The organism is Halpernia humi, from assembly GCF_900108025.1.
GTDB classification, from domain to species: domain Bacteria; phylum Bacteroidota; class Bacteroidia; order Flavobacteriales; family Weeksellaceae; genus Halpernia; species Halpernia humi.
The window spans coordinates 144,080-164,554 of sequence record NZ_FNUS01000002.1 but is presented as its reverse complement, the minus strand read 5'-3'; the positions used below and the strand labels follow the sequence as shown (position 1 = coordinate 164,554).

The 20,475-nt window shown below is 33.4% G+C and carries 18 protein-coding genes and 1 pseudogene; 18 read left to right on the top strand and 1 reads right to left on the bottom strand.

Annotated elements, in window-relative coordinates:
- The first annotated feature begins 200 nt into the window (after positions 1–200).
- From murG to C4S29_RS05635, 18 genes and pseudogenes are all read left to right on the top strand, one after another.
- Positions 201–1,367 carry an undecaprenyldiphospho-muramoylpentapeptide beta-N-acetylglucosaminyltransferase gene (gene murG / locus C4S29_RS05715; RefSeq protein ID WP_103913184.1) on the top strand — a complete coding sequence of 389 codons (1,167 nt, stop codon included), beginning with the start codon at positions 201–203 and terminating at the stop codon, positions 1,365–1,367.
- Between the two features lie 6 nt (positions 1,368–1,373).
- Entirely contained in the window at positions 1,374–2,027 is a 654-nt protein-coding gene (locus tag C4S29_RS05710) for a hypothetical protein (RefSeq protein WP_103913183.1), read from the top strand.
- A gap of 30 nt (positions 2,028–2,057) precedes the next feature.
- On the top strand, positions 2,058–2,525 hold the full coding sequence (locus C4S29_RS05705) for a hypothetical protein (protein WP_103913182.1): 468 nt from the start codon (positions 2,058–2,060) through the stop codon (positions 2,523–2,525).
- Positions 2,526–2,533: 8 nt separating this feature from the next.
- Positions 2,534–3,898: a UDP-N-acetylmuramate--L-alanine ligase gene (gene murC, locus C4S29_RS05700; protein WP_103913181.1), complete on the top strand. Its 1,365-nt coding sequence runs from the start codon at positions 2,534–2,536 to the stop codon at positions 3,896–3,898.
- Between the two features lie 43 nt (positions 3,899–3,941).
- Positions 3,942–4,787, top strand: coding sequence for a cell division protein FtsQ/DivIB (locus C4S29_RS05695; RefSeq protein WP_233740495.1), 846 nt, complete (start codon positions 3,942–3,944; stop codon positions 4,785–4,787).
- Positions 4,788–4,819: 32 nt separating this feature from the next.
- A complete protein-coding gene (ftsA, locus tag C4S29_RS05690; protein ID WP_103913180.1) occupies positions 4,820–6,175 on the top strand; it encodes a cell division protein FtsA in 1,356 nt (451 codons plus the stop codon).
- Positions 6,176–6,267: 92 nt separating this feature from the next.
- The gene (ftsZ, locus tag C4S29_RS05685; RefSeq protein ID WP_103913179.1) at positions 6,268–8,109 is read left to right on the top strand and encodes a cell division protein FtsZ; all 1,842 of its coding nucleotides are present in this window, start codon (positions 6,268–6,270) and stop codon (positions 8,107–8,109) included.
- A gap of 111 nt (positions 8,110–8,220) precedes the next feature.
- The gene (locus C4S29_RS05680; RefSeq protein ID WP_103913178.1) at positions 8,221–8,667 is read left to right on the top strand and encodes a GatB/YqeY domain-containing protein; all 447 of its coding nucleotides are present in this window, start codon (positions 8,221–8,223) and stop codon (positions 8,665–8,667) included.
- 274 nt (positions 8,668–8,941) lie between these two features.
- A pseudogene (locus C4S29_RS14920) lies at positions 8,942–10,167 on the top strand (DPP IV N-terminal domain-containing protein); the annotation flags it as partial.
- A 60-nt stretch (positions 10,168–10,227) separates the two neighbouring features.
- Positions 10,228–11,106: an alpha/beta hydrolase family protein gene (locus tag C4S29_RS14915; protein ID WP_394338663.1), complete on the top strand. Its 879-nt coding sequence runs from the start codon at positions 10,228–10,230 to the stop codon at positions 11,104–11,106.
- 107 nt (positions 11,107–11,213) lie between these two features.
- Entirely contained in the window at positions 11,214–12,470 is a 1,257-nt protein-coding gene (locus tag C4S29_RS05670; protein ID WP_103913177.1) for a cation:proton antiporter, read from the top strand.
- 95 nt (positions 12,471–12,565) lie between these two features.
- Positions 12,566–12,976 (top strand): BrxA/BrxB family bacilliredoxin, encoded by a 411-nt coding sequence (locus tag C4S29_RS05665; protein WP_103913176.1) that lies wholly within the window; start codon positions 12,566–12,568, stop codon positions 12,974–12,976.
- A gap of 202 nt (positions 12,977–13,178) precedes the next feature.
- Positions 13,179–13,838 carry a DUF4271 domain-containing protein gene (locus C4S29_RS05660; protein WP_233740493.1) on the top strand — a complete coding sequence of 220 codons (660 nt, stop codon included), beginning with the start codon at positions 13,179–13,181 and terminating at the stop codon, positions 13,836–13,838.
- Positions 13,839–13,860: 22 nt separating this feature from the next.
- On the top strand, positions 13,861–14,601 hold the full coding sequence (locus C4S29_RS05655) for a uroporphyrinogen-III synthase (RefSeq protein ID WP_103913175.1): 741 nt from the start codon (positions 13,861–13,863) through the stop codon (positions 14,599–14,601).
- A 72-nt stretch (positions 14,602–14,673) separates the two neighbouring features.
- Complete coding sequence (locus C4S29_RS05650; RefSeq protein WP_103913432.1) at positions 14,674–16,725, top strand: S9 family peptidase; 2,052 nt, start codon at positions 14,674–14,676, stop codon at positions 16,723–16,725.
- A gap of 142 nt (positions 16,726–16,867) precedes the next feature.
- Entirely contained in the window at positions 16,868–17,215 is a 348-nt protein-coding gene (locus C4S29_RS05645; protein ID WP_103913174.1) for a hypothetical protein, read from the top strand.
- A 155-nt stretch (positions 17,216–17,370) separates the two neighbouring features.
- Positions 17,371–18,915 carry a sensor histidine kinase gene (locus C4S29_RS05640; RefSeq protein ID WP_103913431.1) on the top strand — a complete coding sequence of 515 codons (1,545 nt, stop codon included), beginning with the start codon at positions 17,371–17,373 and terminating at the stop codon, positions 18,913–18,915.
- Positions 18,916–19,000: 85 nt separating this feature from the next.
- Entirely contained in the window at positions 19,001–19,690 is a 690-nt protein-coding gene (locus tag C4S29_RS05635; RefSeq protein WP_103913173.1) for a response regulator transcription factor, read from the top strand.
- Between the two features lie 78 nt (positions 19,691–19,768).
- On the opposite strand, the gene C4S29_RS05630 is transcribed toward C4S29_RS05635, so the two are convergent.
- The gene (locus C4S29_RS05630) at positions 19,769–20,299 is read right to left on the bottom strand and encodes an SPOR domain-containing protein (protein ID WP_103913172.1); all 531 of its coding nucleotides are present in this window, start codon (positions 20,297–20,299) and stop codon (positions 19,769–19,771) included.
- Positions 20,300–20,475 lie beyond the last annotated feature (176 nt).

Genomic DNA, 20,475 nt, shown 5'->3' with positions numbered 1-20,475 from the left:
TCGTTTTTAAAATAATATATCGCCTTTCATAAAAAATGATAATTGATAATTAATTAAAAAAATCCCGAAGGGATTAAATTTGAATAACCGCGAGATTCATCTCGTGGAAAAAAGTAAAAAATCCCGAAGGGATTAAATTTGAATAGAGAATTGAATTAAAATACCCATGACATTCATCTCAAGGATTAAAGAAATAAAGAATGAAAAATAATTTAAAAATTCTAATGAGCGGCGGCGGAACCGGAGGACACATCTTCCCGGCAATTGCTATTGCACAAGAAATTCAGAAAAGATTTCCCGACGCAGAATTTTTATTTATCGGCGCCCAAAACAAAATGGAAATGGAAAAAGTGCCACAAGCAGGATTTAAAATTGAAGGCTTAAATATTGCCGGTTTCGATCGCGGAAATTTGTCTAAAAACATTCTTCTTCCTTATAAAATCATTTCAAGTTTATTAAAAGTAAGAAAAATAATTAAAGAATTTAAACCAGATTTCGCTATTGGAACAGGCGGTTTCGCGAGTGCGCCCGCGTTATTGGTCGCATCAAAATTAGGCGTCACAACATTCGTGCAAGAACAAAATTCTTTGCCCGGCAAAACCAATCAGTTTTTAGCTAAAAAAGCAAAAGCTGTTTTCACGGCTTATCCAAAAATGGAGAATTTTTTTCCAAAAAGTCAAACTTTTTATCTTGGAAATCCTGTGAGAGAAAGCGTCATCAATGGTTTAATGGATAGCAAATCGGCAAAAGAGAAATTAGGCTTAAATCCGAAAAAACTCTGCATTTTGTCGGTTGGCGGTTCTTTAGGATCACGAACTTTAAACAATGGCTGGAAATCTAATTTAGAAAATTTAGAAAAATCTGGCTACCAACTAATATGGCAAACCGGGAAAACAGATTATGCTGAAATTGTTGGAAGATGGAAGAATGAAGATAGAGGCAATAATGGCGTCGCAAAGGAAACTTCCAGCATCCAACTTCCATCTTCCATACAAATTAAGGAATTTATTTCAGATATGGCATTGCATTATTCCGCGGCAGATGTTATTGTTTCTCGAGCCGGTGCGATTGCGATTTCTGAATTGGCTATTGCAGGTAAACCACTTTTGCTAGTACCATTACCGACTGCTGCAGAAGATCATCAAACTAAAAACGCATTAACTTTAGTAGAAAAAAATGCGGCAAAAATGGTGAAAGACATAGAAATGAAAGACCAATTTTGGCCAACTTTAATGGAAATTTGCGAAAATGAAAACTTGCGAAAAGTGATGAGCGAAAATCTAAAAATTTTTGCAAAACCAAATGCAACGCAAGAAATTGTTGATAAAATTTCTAACTTAATGGAAATTAATAATTCAAAATTGTAGAAATAAATGGACGATTTCACAACATATCGAAAATTTATTTACAAAGATGATGCTTTGGATTTTATAAATATTTTAGAACAAAATAAGATAGATTATGAACTAAACGATAATTCGTTACGCGTTGATGCTTCTTTTGGCGGAGATATCAATACAAAACAATACGAGTTAAAAATTGAAAAAAATGCCTTTGATAAAGTTGAACAATTAGAAGAAAAACTAGCTGCCGAAGATGTAAAGAACATTAGCGAAGATTATTATTTATATGAATTTTCAGATGAAGAACTCATTGAAATTTTGATGAAAAAAGATGAATGGAGCAAATTCGATTATTTGGCAGCACAAAAAATTTTAAAAGAAAGAGGAAATGAAGTGAAACCTGAATTATTAAATGTAATCAGAAAACAAAGAATTGCAGATTTAACTGTGCAAGAAGAAAGCCCAAAATGGTTGATTTATTTAGGCTACTTTTCGGCTATTTTTGGTGGTTTTCTAGGTGTTTTTATTGGTTTTTATTTAATGAAATATAAAAAATATTTGCCAAATGGAAACAAATTTTACGGATTTTCTCGTGGTGATAGATTACACGGCGAACGTATTTTATACCTCTCGGCAATTGGAATATTATTTTATACTGCATTCACTTTTTTAAAAAATAGATAAAACACAATAACCCTTTAAAAATTTACAATTATGAAAAAGTTTATTTTATTTTTCGCGCTCCTATTGATCGGTACAACGGTATCGGCACAAGATTTTGTGAAAGCAAGTGACGTAACCGTAGAGAATTTTGCTAAATATTTGCAAACCAAAAAATTTAAAATCTTAGAAAAAACTGCAGATTTTTTGAAAATTGAAAGTGAAGATGGCTATCCACTTTATTTAGATTTTGACAAAGATAAAAAGTACATCATGTTCAACATTAACGATGGGCTGAAAGACACTGCTGATGAGCAAAAAAAACAAACTTTACTAGAAAAAATTTCTAAATTAAAAATGATAAAAGCGGTTTATTTCCAAAAAAGCAACACTGTGCAATTTGAATATTATTTTTGGGTAACGGGCGGTTTTTCTTGGGCAAGTTTAGAAGATGCTATTACTGAATTTTACCTCTATGAAGGCGATGCATTTAATTTAGACACAGATAAAATATTCAAATAAATTAGAAAATGAGTCATTTCAGTTCCTATCAAAATTTTTATTTCGTTGGCATTGGCGGCATCGGAATGTCGGCTCTTGCAAGATATTTTCACTCCATCGGTGGGAATGTTTTGGGCTACGATAAAACTGAAACAAAACTCACAAATGCTTTAATTTCTGAAGGCATTAAAATAAATTTCGAAGATAAGGTAAATGATGAAATTTTTAATTTAAAAAGAGAAAACACACTCGTTATTTACACGCCCGCCATAAAAAAACTAGAAATTCTAGACTTTTTTACCGAGTTGAATTTTACAATTTATAAACGTGCAAGAGTTTTAGGAATGATTACCGATCACACGGAATGCATTGCAATTGCAGGCACGCATGGGAAAACGACGACCTCATCTTTGGTTGCACATCTTTGCAAAGTTGCAAACCTCCCATTTTCAGGCTTTTTGGGTGGCATTGCAGAGAATTTTAAATCTAATTTTATTTTTAATGGAAACAAGATTTCCGTTGTAGAAGCCGATGAATACGACCGCTCTTTTATGAATCTGAAACCCAATTGGGCGGTCATTACATCCATTGATGCAGACCATTTGGACATATATGGCGACAAAGAAACCATAGAAAAAAGTTTTCGAGATTTCGCGGCTTTAGTTCCAAATGATAATCAACTATTTGTAAGAAAAGGAATTGAAATTAACCGTGGCGCAAAAACCTACGCGGTGAACGAAGAAGCCGATTTCTATTCCGATAATATGAGAATGGTAAACGATTTAATATATTTCGATTTTCATACCTCAACTGAAACCATTAAAGATTTTGTTTGGGAAATCCCAGGTATTCACAATGTAGAAAATGCCACCGCAGCCATCGCAATTATGCATGAAAAAGGCGTAGATTTTAAAACTATCAAAGAAGGAATCCGAACTTTTAAAGGTATAAAACGCCGTTATACAAAGTATTTTTTTGAAAACGGAAAAAATTATATTGACGATTATGCGCACCACCCTACCGAATTGGATGCGGTGATTGGAAGCATCAAAACGTTTTATCCGAACCGAAAATTATTGGTAGTTTTTCAGCCACATTTATTCAGCAGAACGCGCGATTTTGCAGAAGATTTTGCTAAAAGCTTAGCCAAAGTAGATGAGTTAATTCTTTTAGACATTTATCCAGCAAGAGAATTACAAGAAAACTTTGAAGGCATTACTTCGGAATGGCTTTTAGATAAAATAAATTTAGATAAAAAAGAAGTTTCAACATTAGAAATGGCTTTAGATAAAATAAAACAGAAAGATTTTGATATTTTGCTCACCGTTGGTGCGGGAAATATTGATACACTTTCAGATCAAATAATCAATTGGCAAAATGGAACGCAGAATTAATATAAAAGAGATGAAAAACTCTGAGTTCAATTAAAAGAAATAAATGAAAAACAAGTTCAGAATATTGAAAATTTTTATCACAGTAGTGCTCTTCGGATTTCTACTGAGTTTCTCTTTGAAGCGCTTCAGCAAAGCGCCTTTAGAAAAAATTACGATAAACATGAATGAGAAAACACCTGTTTATTTCGTTGATGAAAAAGAGGTAAAAGATTTAATAAAAAAAGAAAATCCAAGCCTAACGATTGGCAAATTAAATATTCCTGTTTTAGAAAAAACTTTAAACAAAATACCCGCTGTAGATAGCGCAAACGTATATCTGAATTTGAATGGAAATTTAAATTTAGACATCAAACAAAGAGTGCCAATTTTTAGAATCATCAATGGCGATCAAGATTATTATGTAGATGCTAAAGGTGTGGCATTTCCTCTTTCAAGAAATTACTCACATCCTTGTATGCTCGTTACTGGTGATGTGAAAAAATCTGAATATGTAAAACTGGCTTCTTTAATTTCAAAAATAAATGCCGATGATTTTACAAAAAAGTTCTTTATCGGAATTTCTAAAAAGAAAAACAGTTATAGTTTACTCACAAGTGAAGGCAATTATAACGTAGAATTGGGAGATTTGGATAATATTGATTTTAAAATAAATGGATTTAAAGCCTTTGTAACAAAATTTTTGGTGGATGCAGATCCCGAAAAATACAGTCAGATTTCCTTGAAATACAACAACCAAATTGTAACCACATTAAATCCACATTTTGCAGGAAACGATAGTATTTTAAACGCAAATTATAAAGAATTGCAAAGGATTCCTATCACAAACAATAAAAAGATAACTGCAGCTAAAACGGTGAAAACAGCAGCACCGAAAAAAAGTAAACCATAATAAAAGTAGAGTAAAATTAAATAAAATCATAGATGGAAAATAACGAATATTCAGTAGGATTAGACATTGGGACTACAAAAATCGTGGCCATTGTCGGAAGAAGAAATGCACACGGAAAAATAGAAATTTTAGGCGTCGGGAAAGCCAAAAGTTTGGGCGTACACAAAGGTATTGTGAACAATATTTCGCAAACCATAAGTTCTATAAAATCAGCCGTAGAGCAAGCGCAAGCTAGTTCTGGCGTTCAAATTCATAATGTAACTGTGGGCATTGCAGGCAAACACATCCGTTCTTTGCAGCATTCAGATTATATTATGCGCGAACATCCGGAAGAATACATCACAGAAGATGATATAGAAAAACTAAAAGACCAAGTAAAAAAATTGGTGATGCTTCCTGGCGAAGAAATCATCCACGTTTTACCACAAGAATATAAAGTAGATTCTGAAGGCGAAATCCAAGAACCAGTTGGGATGCATGGCAAAAGATTAGAAGCCAATTTCCACGTTGTAGTTGGGCAAATGGGTTCTATCCGAAATATTGCACGATGCGTTCGTGAAGCAGGATTAGAAATGGAAGCGCTTACATTAGAACCTTTAGCATCATCTGAAGCCGTTCTAACAAAAGAAGAAAAAGAAGCCGGCGTTGCAATTGTAGATATCGGCGGCGGAACTACGGATATTGCAATTTTTAAAGACAACATTATCCGTCACACTTGCGTCATTCCTTATGGTGGCGGAATTATTACTGATGATATCAAAGAAGGCTGCTCTATCATAGAAAAACACGCAGAGCAATTAAAAGTAAAATTTGGTTCCGCAGTGCCAGAATTAGAAAAAGATTCCACTTTTGTTACAATCCCAGGTTTGCACGGCAGAAATGATAAAGAAATTTCATTAAAAACTTTAGCACAAATCGTAAATGCAAGAGTTGAAGAAATTCTAGAAATGGTAAATACCGAACTAAAAGCTTATGGCGCATTTGAACAAAAGAAAAAATTAATTGCCGGAATTGTTCTAACAGGCGGCGGCTCTAACTTACGCCATTTGCGACAATTAGCCAATTATACCACCGGCTTAGATAGCAGAATTGGTTTTGCAAATGAATATGTAGCAAATGATAAAAACCAACAGCTAAAAGGTCCAGAATATGCCACTTCAATTGGTTTATTAATGGAAAGTTTAAAAATTCGCGACAAAAAACCATACGAAGCCGAACTAAAAAAACAAGAAGAAGAAGCACAATCTTTAGCTGTTGAAAATAAAATTACACCAGAACCTTCGCCAGAAGTTTTAACAGAACAACGCGAAATTGCGAAAAAAGCAAAACCCACTTTCGGAGAATCTATTTTAAATAAAGTAAAAAAATTCTTTGAAGAAGTAGAATAAAAAGAAATATATAGTGATTGTTAATAAAAGATGTAAAATCTATTTCCAATCATCATCAATAAATAATATCTTTCAATTTTAAAATAAACAACATGGAAAACATAAATAATACCACCGGATTTTCATTTGATTTGCCAAAGGGAAACTCCTCAATCATAAAAGTAATTGGTGTAGGTGGCGGTGGAAACAACGCTTTGAAACACATGTATGAACGCGGCATTCACGGCGTAGATTTCGTGATTTGCAACACAGACGCGCAAACTTTAGACAATAACCCTGTTGCCAACAAAGTGCAATTGGGACTTTCTATTACCGAAGGTCTTGGTGCAGGCGCAGACCCAGAAGTAGGCGAAAAAGCAGCCCTAGAAAGCATAGACGAAATAAAAGCCGCACTCGGGCAAAGCACAAAAATGGTGTTCATCACAGCCGGAATGGGCGGTGGAACCGGAACTGGAGCAGCACCCGTAATTGCAAAAATTGCAAAAGAAATGGGCATTTTAACCATCGGTATTGTGACCGTTCCGTTTAGTTTTGAAGGAAAAAGAAGACTAGACCAAGCCGATAATGGCTTAGAAAAATTACGAAATAACGTTGATTCTTTAATCGTTATTAATAATGATAAACTTCGTCAACAATACGGAAATCTTGGTTTTAAATCTGGCTTTTCTAAAGCCGATGAAGTTTTAACCAATGCTGCAAAAGGAATGGCAGAAGTAATTACCGGCTATTTCGATGTAAATATAGATTTCCGTGATGCAAAATCTGTCTTAGAAAACAGCGGAACAGCACTCATGTCCACTGGCGTTGCAGTTGGTGAAAACAAAGCCGAAGAAGCCGTGAAAAAAGCCTTAGATTCTCCATTGTTAAACGACAATAAAATCACAGGTGCCAAAAACGTGCTCTTACTCATCAGAAGTGGCGAAGAAGAAGCCACAATGGATGAAATTGGGATTATTAATGATTATATCCAAAAAGAAGCAGGCGACACCGCAGATATTATTTTCGGTGTGGGTACAGATGAAGAATTGGGAGATGCCATTTCCGTATTGGTCATAGCGACTGGTTTTGCAAAAGAATACCAAAAACATTCTGGCATCACCGAAAAAGTAAACTATTCTTTGGACGGAAAATCAAGCAGAAAAAGTCATGACAACGAAATATTTAAAAACGACTTCTCAAGCGGTTTTCCTTTAGATAAAAAAATGGTGAGTTTGGATGATGATGAAGAATTCAGCCCAGAAAATAGATTTCAACCCAAAAAAAATGCTGAAACTGTAAAAACTTCAATTTCTACCGAAATAATAGAAAAGCCTTTAGAAATCTGGGAAAGAGAAGATGACAGTTTGCAAAACCAATACAATTTATTTTCTTTTGATGATGACAATCTTACGGATGATTTAGAAGCAGAAGCACTTTCTTTTGAAGTGGAAGATCACCCCAAAAAAAACAATGAATCACAACCCGTTGAGTTCAACTTCATGATAAATGAATCTGAAATTGAAGAAAAATTAAATGAAAAACAATCAAATTCTCAAGAAATAGTTGAGGAAGAAGAAATGATTGCCGAGCCAAAAGCGGAAGCGATTCTTAAGCAGAAAGTTGAAGAAATTTCTGAAACAAAAAACGAGGAAATTTCACATGAAATTGCAGAAGAAAAATCAGAATTATTTGGAGAAAGCCAGTTCACTTTTGTAGATGTGCCTTCTAACAACGATAAAACTACCGAAAGAAGAAATAAATTAAAAGAATTTGATTCTCGCTATCACAAAATTGATAATGAATTACAATTTGAAACAATACCAGCGTTTAGACGTAAAAATATTATTTTGGAAGGCCAAAATCATTCTCAACAAAATATTCAGACTTTTTTAAAAGATGAAAATGGGCGAATGGAAATTCGGGAAAATAGATTTTTGAATAAAGATGTAGATTAAAATTAATATAACAGTGTAGAAATTTACCAATATAACAACCGTGAAGAAGAATTACTCCTCACGAATAAAATTGGTAAACAGTTACATTGATAAATTATTAAATTAAAAAAAATGAGTTTAGAAACAACAATTAGCGACGCAATAAAAGATGCGATGCGCGCAAAAGACAAACTAGCTTTAGATGCATTAAGAGCAGTAAAATCCCAAGTTTTATTATTAAAAACCGAAGCCAAAGATGCAGAAGTTTCTGATGAGCAAGTGATTGCCATTTTACAAAGAATGATCAAACAGCGCAAAGATTCTTACGACCAATTTATGGCGCAAAACCGCACAGATTTAGCGGAAGTGGAAGACGCACAAAGCAAAGTGATTGCAAAATATTTACCTGCACAATTGTCGCCCGAAGAACTAGAAGTGGAACTAAAAAAAATTATTTCTGAAACTGCTGCAGACGGAATGAAAGATTTAGGAAAAGTAATGGGAATTGCAAGCAAAGCACTCGCCGGGAAATCCGACGGAAAAAGTATTTCTACCATGGCAAAACAATTGCTTTCGTAGAAATTTCAGTATCATTATCGCACTATCATAGAATTTTAAAAGTGTTGTTTTCGCTTAAAACGCATGCAACACTTACCAAATTTAGAAAAACAAAATAAAAAAGACAATTATATTAAATTATAACTGTCTTTTTTTTATATTTGAGTTTGATAAAAACAAAAAGTGTAACGCCTTTCCACTTATTATGAGGTTTTGCAATAATATTACGTGCCATAGCGTTTAACCTTTTAACTTTTAAATTACATCCACGAATAATAAAATCATCCAAAAAATTATGAAAAACCAAGCAATTCAAAAACTCTTTTTTATCCTCTTCTTCTGCTTAAGTACATTCACTTTTGCACAATGGGGCACAGGTACTTATTGGTCTTTAGACGGCAATAATATTATGGAAGTAGAAAACGGTGAAATTGTGTCCAAAAATGCAATGGACGAATCTAAATCCACCGTAATAATTTCTAAAGAAATGCTCACACCAATGGGACAATCCCCATTAAATGTGGTGCGTTTTGCTTTTTCTGAAGACAACCAAAAAGTATTAATCGCAACCAATACCAAGAAAGTTTGGCGCTATGATACACGTGGCGATTCTTGGGTTTATGATTTAAAAACAAAAACTTTAAAACAAATTGGTAAAGACAGACCAGAATCTTCTTTAATGTTTGCAAAATTTTCCCCAGACGGAAAAAAAGTGGCTTACGTAAGTGAACATAATATTTATGTGGAAGATTTAGCAAGTGGCGAAACAAAAGCCTTAACAACAGACGGTACTTTACGCTTAATCAACGGGACTTTTGATTGGGTTTACGAAGAAGAACTAGATTGTAGAGACGGTTTCCGTTGGTCGCCAGACAGTAAATCAATTGCTTATTGGCAAATTGACGCAAGAAATATTAAAAATTACTTGATGCTCAACACGACTGATAAATTGTATCCTTTTACCGTTCCAGTGGAATATCCTGTAGTAGGTGAAGATCCAAGCGCTTGCAAAATTGGCGTTGTCGATATTTCATCAGCAAAAACTACTTGGATGAACGTGCCGGGAGATGCCGTTCAACATTACATCCCAAGAATGGAATGGGCAAACAATTCTTCAGAATTAATTTTACAACAATTAAATAGAAGACAAAACGAGTCTAAAATTATTTTGGTAAATGTGCCAAATAATTCTACAAAAACAGTTTACGACGAAACCGACAAAGCGTGGATCGACGCCAAGGAAGAAGCAACCGGTTGGGATTGGATCGACGGTGGCAAAAAATTTATTTGGCTTAGTCAAAAGACGGATGGCGACACATTTATGCCATCGGTTTAGACGGCAAAGAAACTTTATTAACGCCTGGAAATTATGATGTGATTGGATTAAACAGAGTTGATGAAAAATCTGGAAAAATTTATTTTATGGCATCTCCAGATAATGCCACGCAAAGCTATTTGTATGAAGTTTCTTTAAAAGGCGGCAAAGCAAACAGATTAACACCAGCCAACGAAAGCGGAACACATAATTACGATATTTCTCCAAACGGAAAATTGGCGTTTCACAATTATTCTAACGCAAATATGTTCCCAATAAGCGATGTTGTTTCTTTGCCAAATCATAAACTTTTAAGTGGCGGTGAAGTGAATCCAAGAGCGAAAAACTACAAAATTCCGAAAGTAGAATTCTTTAAAGTAAAAACTTCAGAAGGCATTGAAATGGACGGATGGATGGTAAAACCAACTAATTTTGATCCAGCAAAAAAATACCCAATTGTATTTTATGTCTATGGCGAGCCGGCTTCCCAAACTGTAGTTGACCGTTTTGGTGCAGGTTTCAACAGATTATACAAAGGAAGCATGGCAGATGATGGCTATATTTATATTTCTGTTGATGGCCGTGGTTCACCTGCACCAAAAGGTAGAGAATGGAGAAAATCTATTTACCACAGAATTGGTGATATTAACATTAAAGACCAAGCAATGGCTGCAAAAGAAATTTTAAAATGGCCTTATGTGGATGCAAACCGCGTTGCAGTTTGGGGCTGGAGCGGCGGCGGTTCTTCTACTTTAAATTTAATGATGCAATATCCTGAAATTTACAAAACAGGAATTTCCATTGCTGCGGTAGATAACCAGTTGAATTATGACAATATTTACCAAGAACGTTACATGGGATTATTGCCAGAAGACAAGCATTATTTTGTAGATAATTCACCTTTGGCGCACGCAAAAAATTTACAGGGAAATCTACTTTTAATCCACGGAACCGGCGATGACAACGTGCATTACAACAATGCAGAACAAATGATCAATCAGTTAATTAAATATGACAAAACTTTTCAGTTGATGATTTACCCAAACAGAACGCACGCTATTTCTGAAGGGGAAGGAACGGGTGCACATTTGGCTTCCACCTACACTAAATTTTTGAGAGAAAATTGTCCGCCAGGCGGGAAGTAAAATTCTTTAATTATTACTTTTTAATTTAAATTCTATTAAATTTTTAAACCTCAAAACCCCATCCGTTTTGAGGTTTTATTTTTCCGTACTTTTGCAAAAAATATCAAATGCAGATTTATAACTATTTCACCATCATCATTATTCTAGCCGCGGCTTTCGGTTATTTTAATAAAAGATTTCTGAAACTTCCCAGAACAATCGGTGTGATGATTATTGCGCTTCTCACCTCTTTGGGAATTGTTTTGGCGGGATCTTATTTTCCAGATGTTTTTGGGCAAACAAAAAAAATGATTCTTTCTGTAGATTTCTACACCATTTTAATGAAAATTATGCTGAGTTTTCTGCTTTTTGCAGGCTCCATTCATATTAAATTAAAAGATATAAAATCTGAAAGAGCACCCATCATTGCATTTTCTACAATTGGCGTTCTACTTTCTACCGTAATTGTGGGCGGTTTGATGTACTATTTACTTCAGGCTTTTAATTTAGACATTCCATTTATTAACTGTCTGCTTTTTGGCGCACTAATTTCCCCAACAGATCCAATCGCCGTAATGGGAATTTTAAAAACAGCCAATATTCCGAAATCTTTAGAAACAAAAATATCAGGCGAAAGTTTATTTAACGACGGCGTTGCGGTGGTGGTTTTCGTTTCAATCTATGAAATTTCGCAAGTTGGCTTGGCCAATATGGGGATTTCCGATATTGCACTTTTATTTTTAAAAGAAGCAGGTGGCGGTATTTTATTAGGAACCATTTTGGGAAGTTTAGGCACTTATGTTTTAAAAACAATTGATGATTATTCCGTAGAAGTAATGGTTACTTTAGCAATGGTAATGGGCGGTTATATGATGGCTTCATTTCTCCATATTTCTGGTCCGCTAGCGATGGTTGTTGCCGGTATTTTTATTGGAAATCGCGGCAGAGACGTCGGGATGAGTAATCTTACCGAAGAATATATTGATAAATTCTGGGAAATGCTGGATGAGATTTTAAATGCCGTTTTGTTCCTTTTAATTGGTTTAGAATTATTGGTCATCAATTTTGAACATATTTATATCTTAATTGGCATCATTGCCATTTTTGTGGTCTTGTTTGCAAGATTTGTTTCCGTGGGAATTCCTTTTTTAATCTTAAAAAGAAAAGTGAAGTTTGAAAAAAATTCTTTCCCGATATTAGTTTGGGGCGGGATTCGCGGCGGGATTTCTGTGGCGTTGGCTTTGGCGCTTCCACGGCATAGTTCGGGCGATATGTTTGTTGCTATCACTTATATTATCGTTTTATTTTCAATTATCTTTCAAGGTTTAACGATTGGCAAATTGGCGAAAAGACTGACAGCAAAATCCGCCAAAAAGTCGCAATAGATTTTTGGTATTATTTTAATAGGTTGTAATGTGAAATATTTAAAATTAAATAAATTAATTTTGCACTCAGATTTTAACTTTAAAAATATAAAATTATGTATCCAGAAGATTTAGTAATGCCAATGAAAGCAGAACTTACAGATAAAGGTTTTGAAGATCTAACGACACCAGAAAAAGTTGATGCTGCCGTAAAACAAAATGGAACTACACTATTAGTTATTAATTCAGTTTGTGGTTGCGCCGCAGGAGCAGCAAGACCAGGCGTTGTTTTCTCTTTAACAGGCGATAAAAAACCAGATCATTTAGCCACCGCTTTCGCAGGTTTTGATGTTGATGCCGTGAATGAAGCCAGAAAATTATTAGCACCTTTCCCACCAAGTTCACCTTGTGTAGCGCTTTTCAAAGATGGCGAATTGGTTCACATGTTAGAAAGACACCACATTGAAGGAAATCCGGCAGGCGCAATTGCTGCTAATTTGCAAGCCGCTTATAATGAGTATTGCTAAAATTTAGTTTTAATTAAATAAAATTAAAACCACATTTTTCTTAAGAAGAATGTGGTTTTTTGGTATTCGTAACTTAGCATTTTCTCGCTAAGATTCTTATTGTGCGAAATTTAGCGCATTTTTCTTTGAAGTCTAAATAGCAATTATTGAAACTTTAAATCCAAAAAAAAATCTTGTTCCTTTTGTGGTTTAATACGTATTTTTGCAAAAAAAAGATAAATTGATTCGCATTGCAGAACATAATGATTGGGTGATTTTCACATTGCTGGGCTGCATAATTTCGCTCTCTTTGATGCTAATTTCATTGCAACGTGAAGCCTCAATAAAAGAATATTTGAGCCAAAGTTTTGAAGATTCTAGCAATATTTTTTTAAGTTGGTTTATCGTTTCTGCGGTTTATATCATTTCAATTTCAGTTTTAATTTCACAATTCATCCCAATTGTTCCTTCGTTTTTAAGAAAAATTTCAATTTTCGGACTTCAATTGAATAAGTTTGGGTTTACATTTGTGAGTATTTCATTATTTTATTTAATTAAAACTACACTTAGCTATTTCTACTTTTATGCGGTTCGCAATAATAAAAGCTGGCAGAAATTTTATTTCACTGCAACAAGATTTTACTTTGTATTAGCAATTTTAATCATTTTAGGCTGCTTGCAGCAATTTTATTTCCCAATCAAAAGACTAGAAATTTTTCAACTATACCTCCTATTCTTTACTATTATTTTTGTCTTTAAAAATATTTTTTATCTATTTCATAATTACAAAATTTTGCCACAAACTTGGTATTATAAAATTTTGTATATTTGCACCCTCCAAATAATACCACTTTTGGTGCTTTGGAAATTTTTATTTTATTAATTTAAAGGATTATACAAGTTTTATGAAAATAAAATCTATTTTGGTGTCACAGCCTGCTCCAAATGAATCTTCTCCCTATACGGAGATTGCGAAAAAAGCAAAAATAAAAATAGACTTCAGACCTTTTATACACGTAGCATCTGTAGATGCGAAAGAATTAAGAACGCAAAAAATTGATCTTTCTCAATTTACTGGTATTATTTTCACGAGCAAAAACGCCATCGATCATTATTTTAGAATCGCTGAAGAAATGCGCTTTTCTGTGCCAGATTCTATGCGCTACATTTGCCAATCTGAGGCGATCGCAAATTATTTGCAAAAACACATTATCTACAGAAAAAGAAAAATCAGTTACGGCGAGAAAAATTTTGCCGATCTTTTACCTTTATTTAAAAAATATCCCGCAGAAAAATACCTTTTGCCTTCTTCTGATGTAATTAATGAAGAAATGGTAAAAACATTAGAATCTTCTAATATAGATTGGACGAGAGCCACCATGTATAGAACGGTTTGCAGCGATTTGAAAGATATTGCAATTGATGAATATGATATGCTTGTTTTTTTTAGTCCGCAAGGCATAAAATCACTAATCGAAAATTTTCCTAATTTTAAACAAAACGGAACTGTGGTGGCTGTTTTCGGTTCTACAACGCAAGCGGCTGCAGAAGAATTTGGTTTAACTGTAAATCTAACAGCGCCAAACAAAGAAACGCCTTCTATGACGATGGCAATAGAAAAATACGTAAGAGATTCTTACAAATAAATTTTAATAAAATATTTAAAAACCATCTTTTCCATGCGGATAAAGATGGTTTTTATTTTAAATAAAGTAAATATGCAAGCGCCGAAAGCAAAAAAAATAGATAAAACTTTAGAAATTCACCAAGATAAAAGAGTCGATCCTTATTTTTGGCTAAACGATAAAGAAAACCCCGAAGTCATTCAATATTTAAAAGAAGAAAATAAATATTGTGATTTTGAAATGCGTGATACAGAAGATTTTCAGAATTTCTTGTACGAAGAAATGAAATCGCGCTACAATAAAGATGATGAGAGTCTGCCCTATTTTTTTAATGAATATTGGTACATCGTGCGCTACGAAAATGGAAAAGAACATCCCATTTTTTGCAGAAAACATTTAAAATTAGAAAATCCTGAAGAAATTTTACTTGATGTTAATATTTTAGCAGAAGGAAAAGATTTTTTTGAAGTCGGAAGTATGTCCGTAAGCCCAAACAATCAACTGGGAAGTTTTTCTACCGATGAACAAGGCCGAAGAATTTATACCATTAAATTTAAAAATATTTTTACCGGAGAAATTTTAAAAGATACCATCACAAACACCACTGGAAAAGCAGTTTGGGCAAATGATAACGAACATATTTTCTATATCAGAAAAGATAAAAGTTTGCGCGCTTACAAAGTTTTTCGGCACAAATTGGGAACTTCAGAAAAAGAAGACGTTTTAGTTTTTCACGAAAAAGATGACACTTTTGATGTTAATGTATTTAAAACCAAATCATTAGAATACATTTTTATTGCTTCATCAAGTTCAACTTCAGACGAACATCATTTTATTCCTTCAGATAATGTTTTTGCCGAGTGGAAAATAATTCAACCAAGAACCGAAGATTTAGAATATGCTGTAGAACATTATCAGGATTTATTTTACATCATCACCAATGCAGATAATGCAACCAATTTTAAATTAGTTACAGCGCCAGTTTCAAATCCAGGTTTAGAAAATTGGGTAGATTTAGTCCCGCATCGCAAAGAAGTTTTGCTGGAAGGTTTTGAGATTTTCAAAAATTTCTTGGTTTTAGAAGAAAGAAAAGAAGGTTTATTGCAAATCCGGATTTTTAATTATTTATCTAAAGAAGATTATTATTTAGAATTTAATGATCCCACTTATTCTGCTTTTATTGGTTTAAATATAGAATTTGATACTGATAAACTGCGCTATATTTACACTTCACTCACGCAACCAAGCACAACAATTGAGTTTGATATGGCGATGAAAACGTCATTAGTTTTAAAACAACAAGAAGTTTTAGGTGGCGTTTTTAAACAAGAAAATTATATTTCCGAAAGAATTTGGGCCAATGCAAGAGACGGAAAAAAAGTCCTGATTTCTTTGGTTTATCATAAAAACACCAAAAAATCTTCGGAAACACCTTTGCTTTTATACGGTTATGGAAGTTACGGACACACCGTTGATGCAAGTTTTTCTAATGTGAGATTATCCATTTTAGATCGCGGATTTATTTTCGCCATCGCGCATATTCGCGGTGGAGAATATCTCGGTAGAGATTGGTACGACGATGGAAAAATGCTGCAAAAGAAAAATACTTTTTTTGATTTTATTGATGCTGCAAAGTATTTAATTAAAGAAAATTACACCTCAGAAAAACACCTTTACGCAATGGGCGGAAGCGCAGGTGGACTTTTGGTCGGTGCTGCGATGAACTATAATCCTGAATTATTTAACGGAATTATTGCGCAGGTTCCTTTTGTAGATGTTGTAACGACAATGTTAGACGAAGAAATTCCTTTAACAACGGGAGAATATGACGAATGGGGAAACCCGAATGACGAAGAATTTTATCATTATATGAAATCATACTCGCCTTACGATAATGTGGAAGCGAAAAATTATCCAAATATTTTAATCACCACAGGTTTGCACGACGGACAAGTTCAATATTGGGAGCCTGCAAAATGGGTCGCAAAATTGCGGGATTTAAAAACCGATGACAATATTTTAATTTTTAAAACAGACATGAGTTCGGGTCACGGCGGAGCAAGTGGAAGATTTGAAAGTTTAAAAGAAGATGCTTTGGAATATGCGTTTCTTTGTAAATTAGAAGGGAAATTAATTAAAATTTAAAAATTTACCATTAAGAATTTATGAAGAGATTAAGGGCATTAAGTATTTTTTGAATAGTTTAAAAACGCAACATTTACTTAAATTTCTTTATCCCTTCATAAAACTTAACGGTTAAAAAAAAACTTATTTTTAAAATAAAAAAATGACAGAAATAGAAATTTGGCAAAAAATAGGAGAATTTTTTGTTGAACATTTTGATACAGAAAAAAATCCGACGATTGAGACGATGCTATTTTTAATCGGCGTGCAAGAATTGGGCAGCGGGAAACAAAAATATTCTAAAGACGATAAATTAAATTTATTGCACGTTGCTGTTTGCCGGCTTTTAGAACCTTTTGGTTATTACAAATTCACGGAATATGATGCCGATGGATGGCCACAATTTGAAACCGTTGAAAATCTTCCAGAACTCAAACCAAACGAGCAAAGTATTTTGATGAAAAAAGCAATTATTCAATATTTTATTGATGAAGAGTTAATTCAGGAATAGATTCACAAAGTTTTTTCAGTTTAATTCCGTTGAAATTCCCAAACTTTTGTTAAAAAACTAAATTTTAACAAACTTTATATAATATTTTGGCGTATTTTTTGTTTTTATATTGTTAAAAGAAGTAATTTTAACACTTCAAATTGAAAACAATAAAAGTGAATAATAAATTCATTCCCATTATCTCGGTCTTTATGACCATTTCTCTCGTGGTTTTTACGGCGCTTCAATTTTATTGGCTAAAAGGTTATTATAGCGCTTTAGAGCAAGAGTTTTCTAACAAAGTATATAGTGCGTTAGAATCTTCCACCACAAAAATCAATGCCATAGAAGTCAATAAATATATGAATATTGACTATAAAGATCTCGGCAAAAATATTTTGGCGGAAAAAGATCAACCGTCATCAACTATTATTCAACAAGTAGAAGATTCTGGCAGCAGAAAATTAATTACTTACGCTCGAAATCTGATTGAAAAGAAAGATTTCCCTATCTCAAAAAATGGTGACAGCCTAAAGATTGCTACTGTTTATAGCGATAAAAATTTAATCCGAATAAAAAAAGACCCTCAAAATCTCGAACCACTTACCTCAGACTTAAGCCGCTCTTTAGAAAATGGAGATTACACGATAAAAGATTTTGTGCGAGTTGCAGGGACTAATTTACCAATTAAAAAACGGGTAAGCGAGAAAGTTTTGGATTCTGTAGTAACGAAAGAATTAAAATTAAGAGGTATAAATACACCTTTAGGTTTTGCCGTCTATGATAAAAACGAAAAGCCTACAAGCATCATAAATGCACTTTTTAAAAAGAATGATAAAGATATTTATAAATATCCGCTTTTTTTAGATGCTAAATTTAAAACATTATACACTTTAAATATCATGTTTCCACGCAAAGATTATTCTTTGGCGAGGAACAATTTACCAATGCTATTGGGCACATTCATGTCGCTTTTAACGATTCTCGGCATTTATATTATTTCTATTAATTACATGATGCGTCAGAAAAAAATTGCGGAAGTGAAGACAGATTTCATTAATAATATGTCACACGAGTTCAAAACACCTTTGGCGACCATTTCTGTGGCAACAGACTCTTTGGCTAATGATAAAATTGCAACGCATCCTGAAAAAGTGAAATATTATTCGGCGCTCATAAAGCAAGAAAACCTACGGATGAAAAAACAGGTAGAAAATGTGCTGAATATGTCAAAATTGGAGCGCAATGAAATGCAATTATTTTTAAAAGAAACTGATGTACGCGCACTTATCCAAAAAATGGCCGATTCTTTCAAATTAATCGTAGAAAAACGAGGGGGCGAAATTACTTTGGATTTGGTAGCAGCAAAACATCAGTTTAAAATTGATGAATTTCATATTTCGAATGCGTTAATTAACCTTTTGGATAACGCCAATAAATATTCTCCCGAAGCACCAGAAATAAATATTAAAACTGAAAATGAGGGAAATTGGTATGTAATAAAAATAAAAGACCACGGAATGGGAATGGAAACGCATAATAAAACAAAGATTTTTGAGAAATTTTTCAGAGAAGAAACAGGAAATATCCACAACGTGAAGGGCCAAGGTTTGGGGCTTTCGTATGTGAAAAAAATTGTAGATCTGCACAAAGGCCAAGTCATTGTAGAATCTACAAAAGACATTGGAAGCACCTTTACGATAAAATTACCAATGACTTAAAATGAATCGAAGTGCAGAAAATCATTTATATAAAACCGAATATCAATTGCATTAAACCAAATACTAAAATTAAAAAATAAAAATTATGAGCAACAGAATATTATTAGTAGAAGACGACCAAAGTTTTGGCGCTGTTTTGAAAGATTATTTAAGCATAAATGATTTTGAAGTTACACTTGCCACAGATGGCGAAATGGGGCTAAAACAATTTACAGAAAATGAATTCGATATTTGCATTTTTGATGTAATGATGCCTAAGAAAGACGGTTTTTCTTTAGCGGAAGACGTAAAAAAAATCGATAAAAACACGCCGATTATTTTCCTTACCGCAAGAAATATGCGCGAAGATATTTTGAAAGGCTACCAATTAGGTGCCGACGATTACATCACTAAACCTTTTGATACTGAACTTTTGCTTTACAAAATTAAAGCAATTTTGCAGCGCAGCGCCACTTTAGAAGATGATACGCAAGAACAATTTAAAATTAGTAATATTTATTTTGATTCTATGTTGCGACAATTAAAAGTAGGCGATGAAGATTATAAATTATCCCCGAAAGAAAATGAATTATTAAAATTGCTGTGCTTGCACCGAAATGATTTTATGCCAAGAGATTTAGCATTAAGAAAAATCTGGAAAAAGGAAAACTATTTCACAGCGAGAAGTATGGATGTTTACATCGCTAAACTCCGAAAATTGCTAAAAGGCGATGATGGAATGGAAATCATTAATGTGCATGGCGAAGGCTTTAGACTTTTAGTTAAAAACCCTTAAAATAAAAATCCGTCCCGAATTTACTCGCGACGGATTTTTTTTACTTTATTTAAAGATTTTATATTAGGTAAGCATTTATTAATCTTTTCCTTCTACACAAAAAATATAATATTTCACCGGCACTGCCTCTTTAAAAGTCCCTTTAATTCTCGCTAAATCTTTTTGCGCAGCCTCTTTAGAAAAATAACTTCCCACCAAAACCTTATAATTTGGTCTTAAAGAAGCATCTCTAATCGCTTTCAAATCTGGAAATTTACTTCTAAAATAGGTAATTACTTTATTGGCTTCATCATTACTTTTCACTACTACTATTTGAATCTTATAACCCATTATTCTTGGGTATTTTCTACAAATTTCTGCTCTCGACATTGTTCGTTCTGGTACTGCAATTTTTGTAGACGTCGTATAATTATCTTCACCTGAATCTGGGCTTTCTCCAGCCATACTACATTTATCTTCAGCACTTTGAAGCAAATCATTAATTTTTTGATCCATTGTGATTGTAAGTGGATTTCCAGAAAGCGTATCTGTTTTTACAACTTGCTGTGCCGACAATCCTGCAAAACAAAAAAGACCTATGAATAAGACAACTTGCTTTAAAATTTTCATTAACATCATATTTACTGCAAATTTAAAACAATTTAAAAATATACACACCATCTCTATTTAGAATAATTATAAATTACTAAATACTGCATTTTTATAGGGTTAAGATTATCCTAATTTTCTGTTAAAATAGTACTTTTGCCCTACGAAATATATACTTAACTATATTTACTAACTCA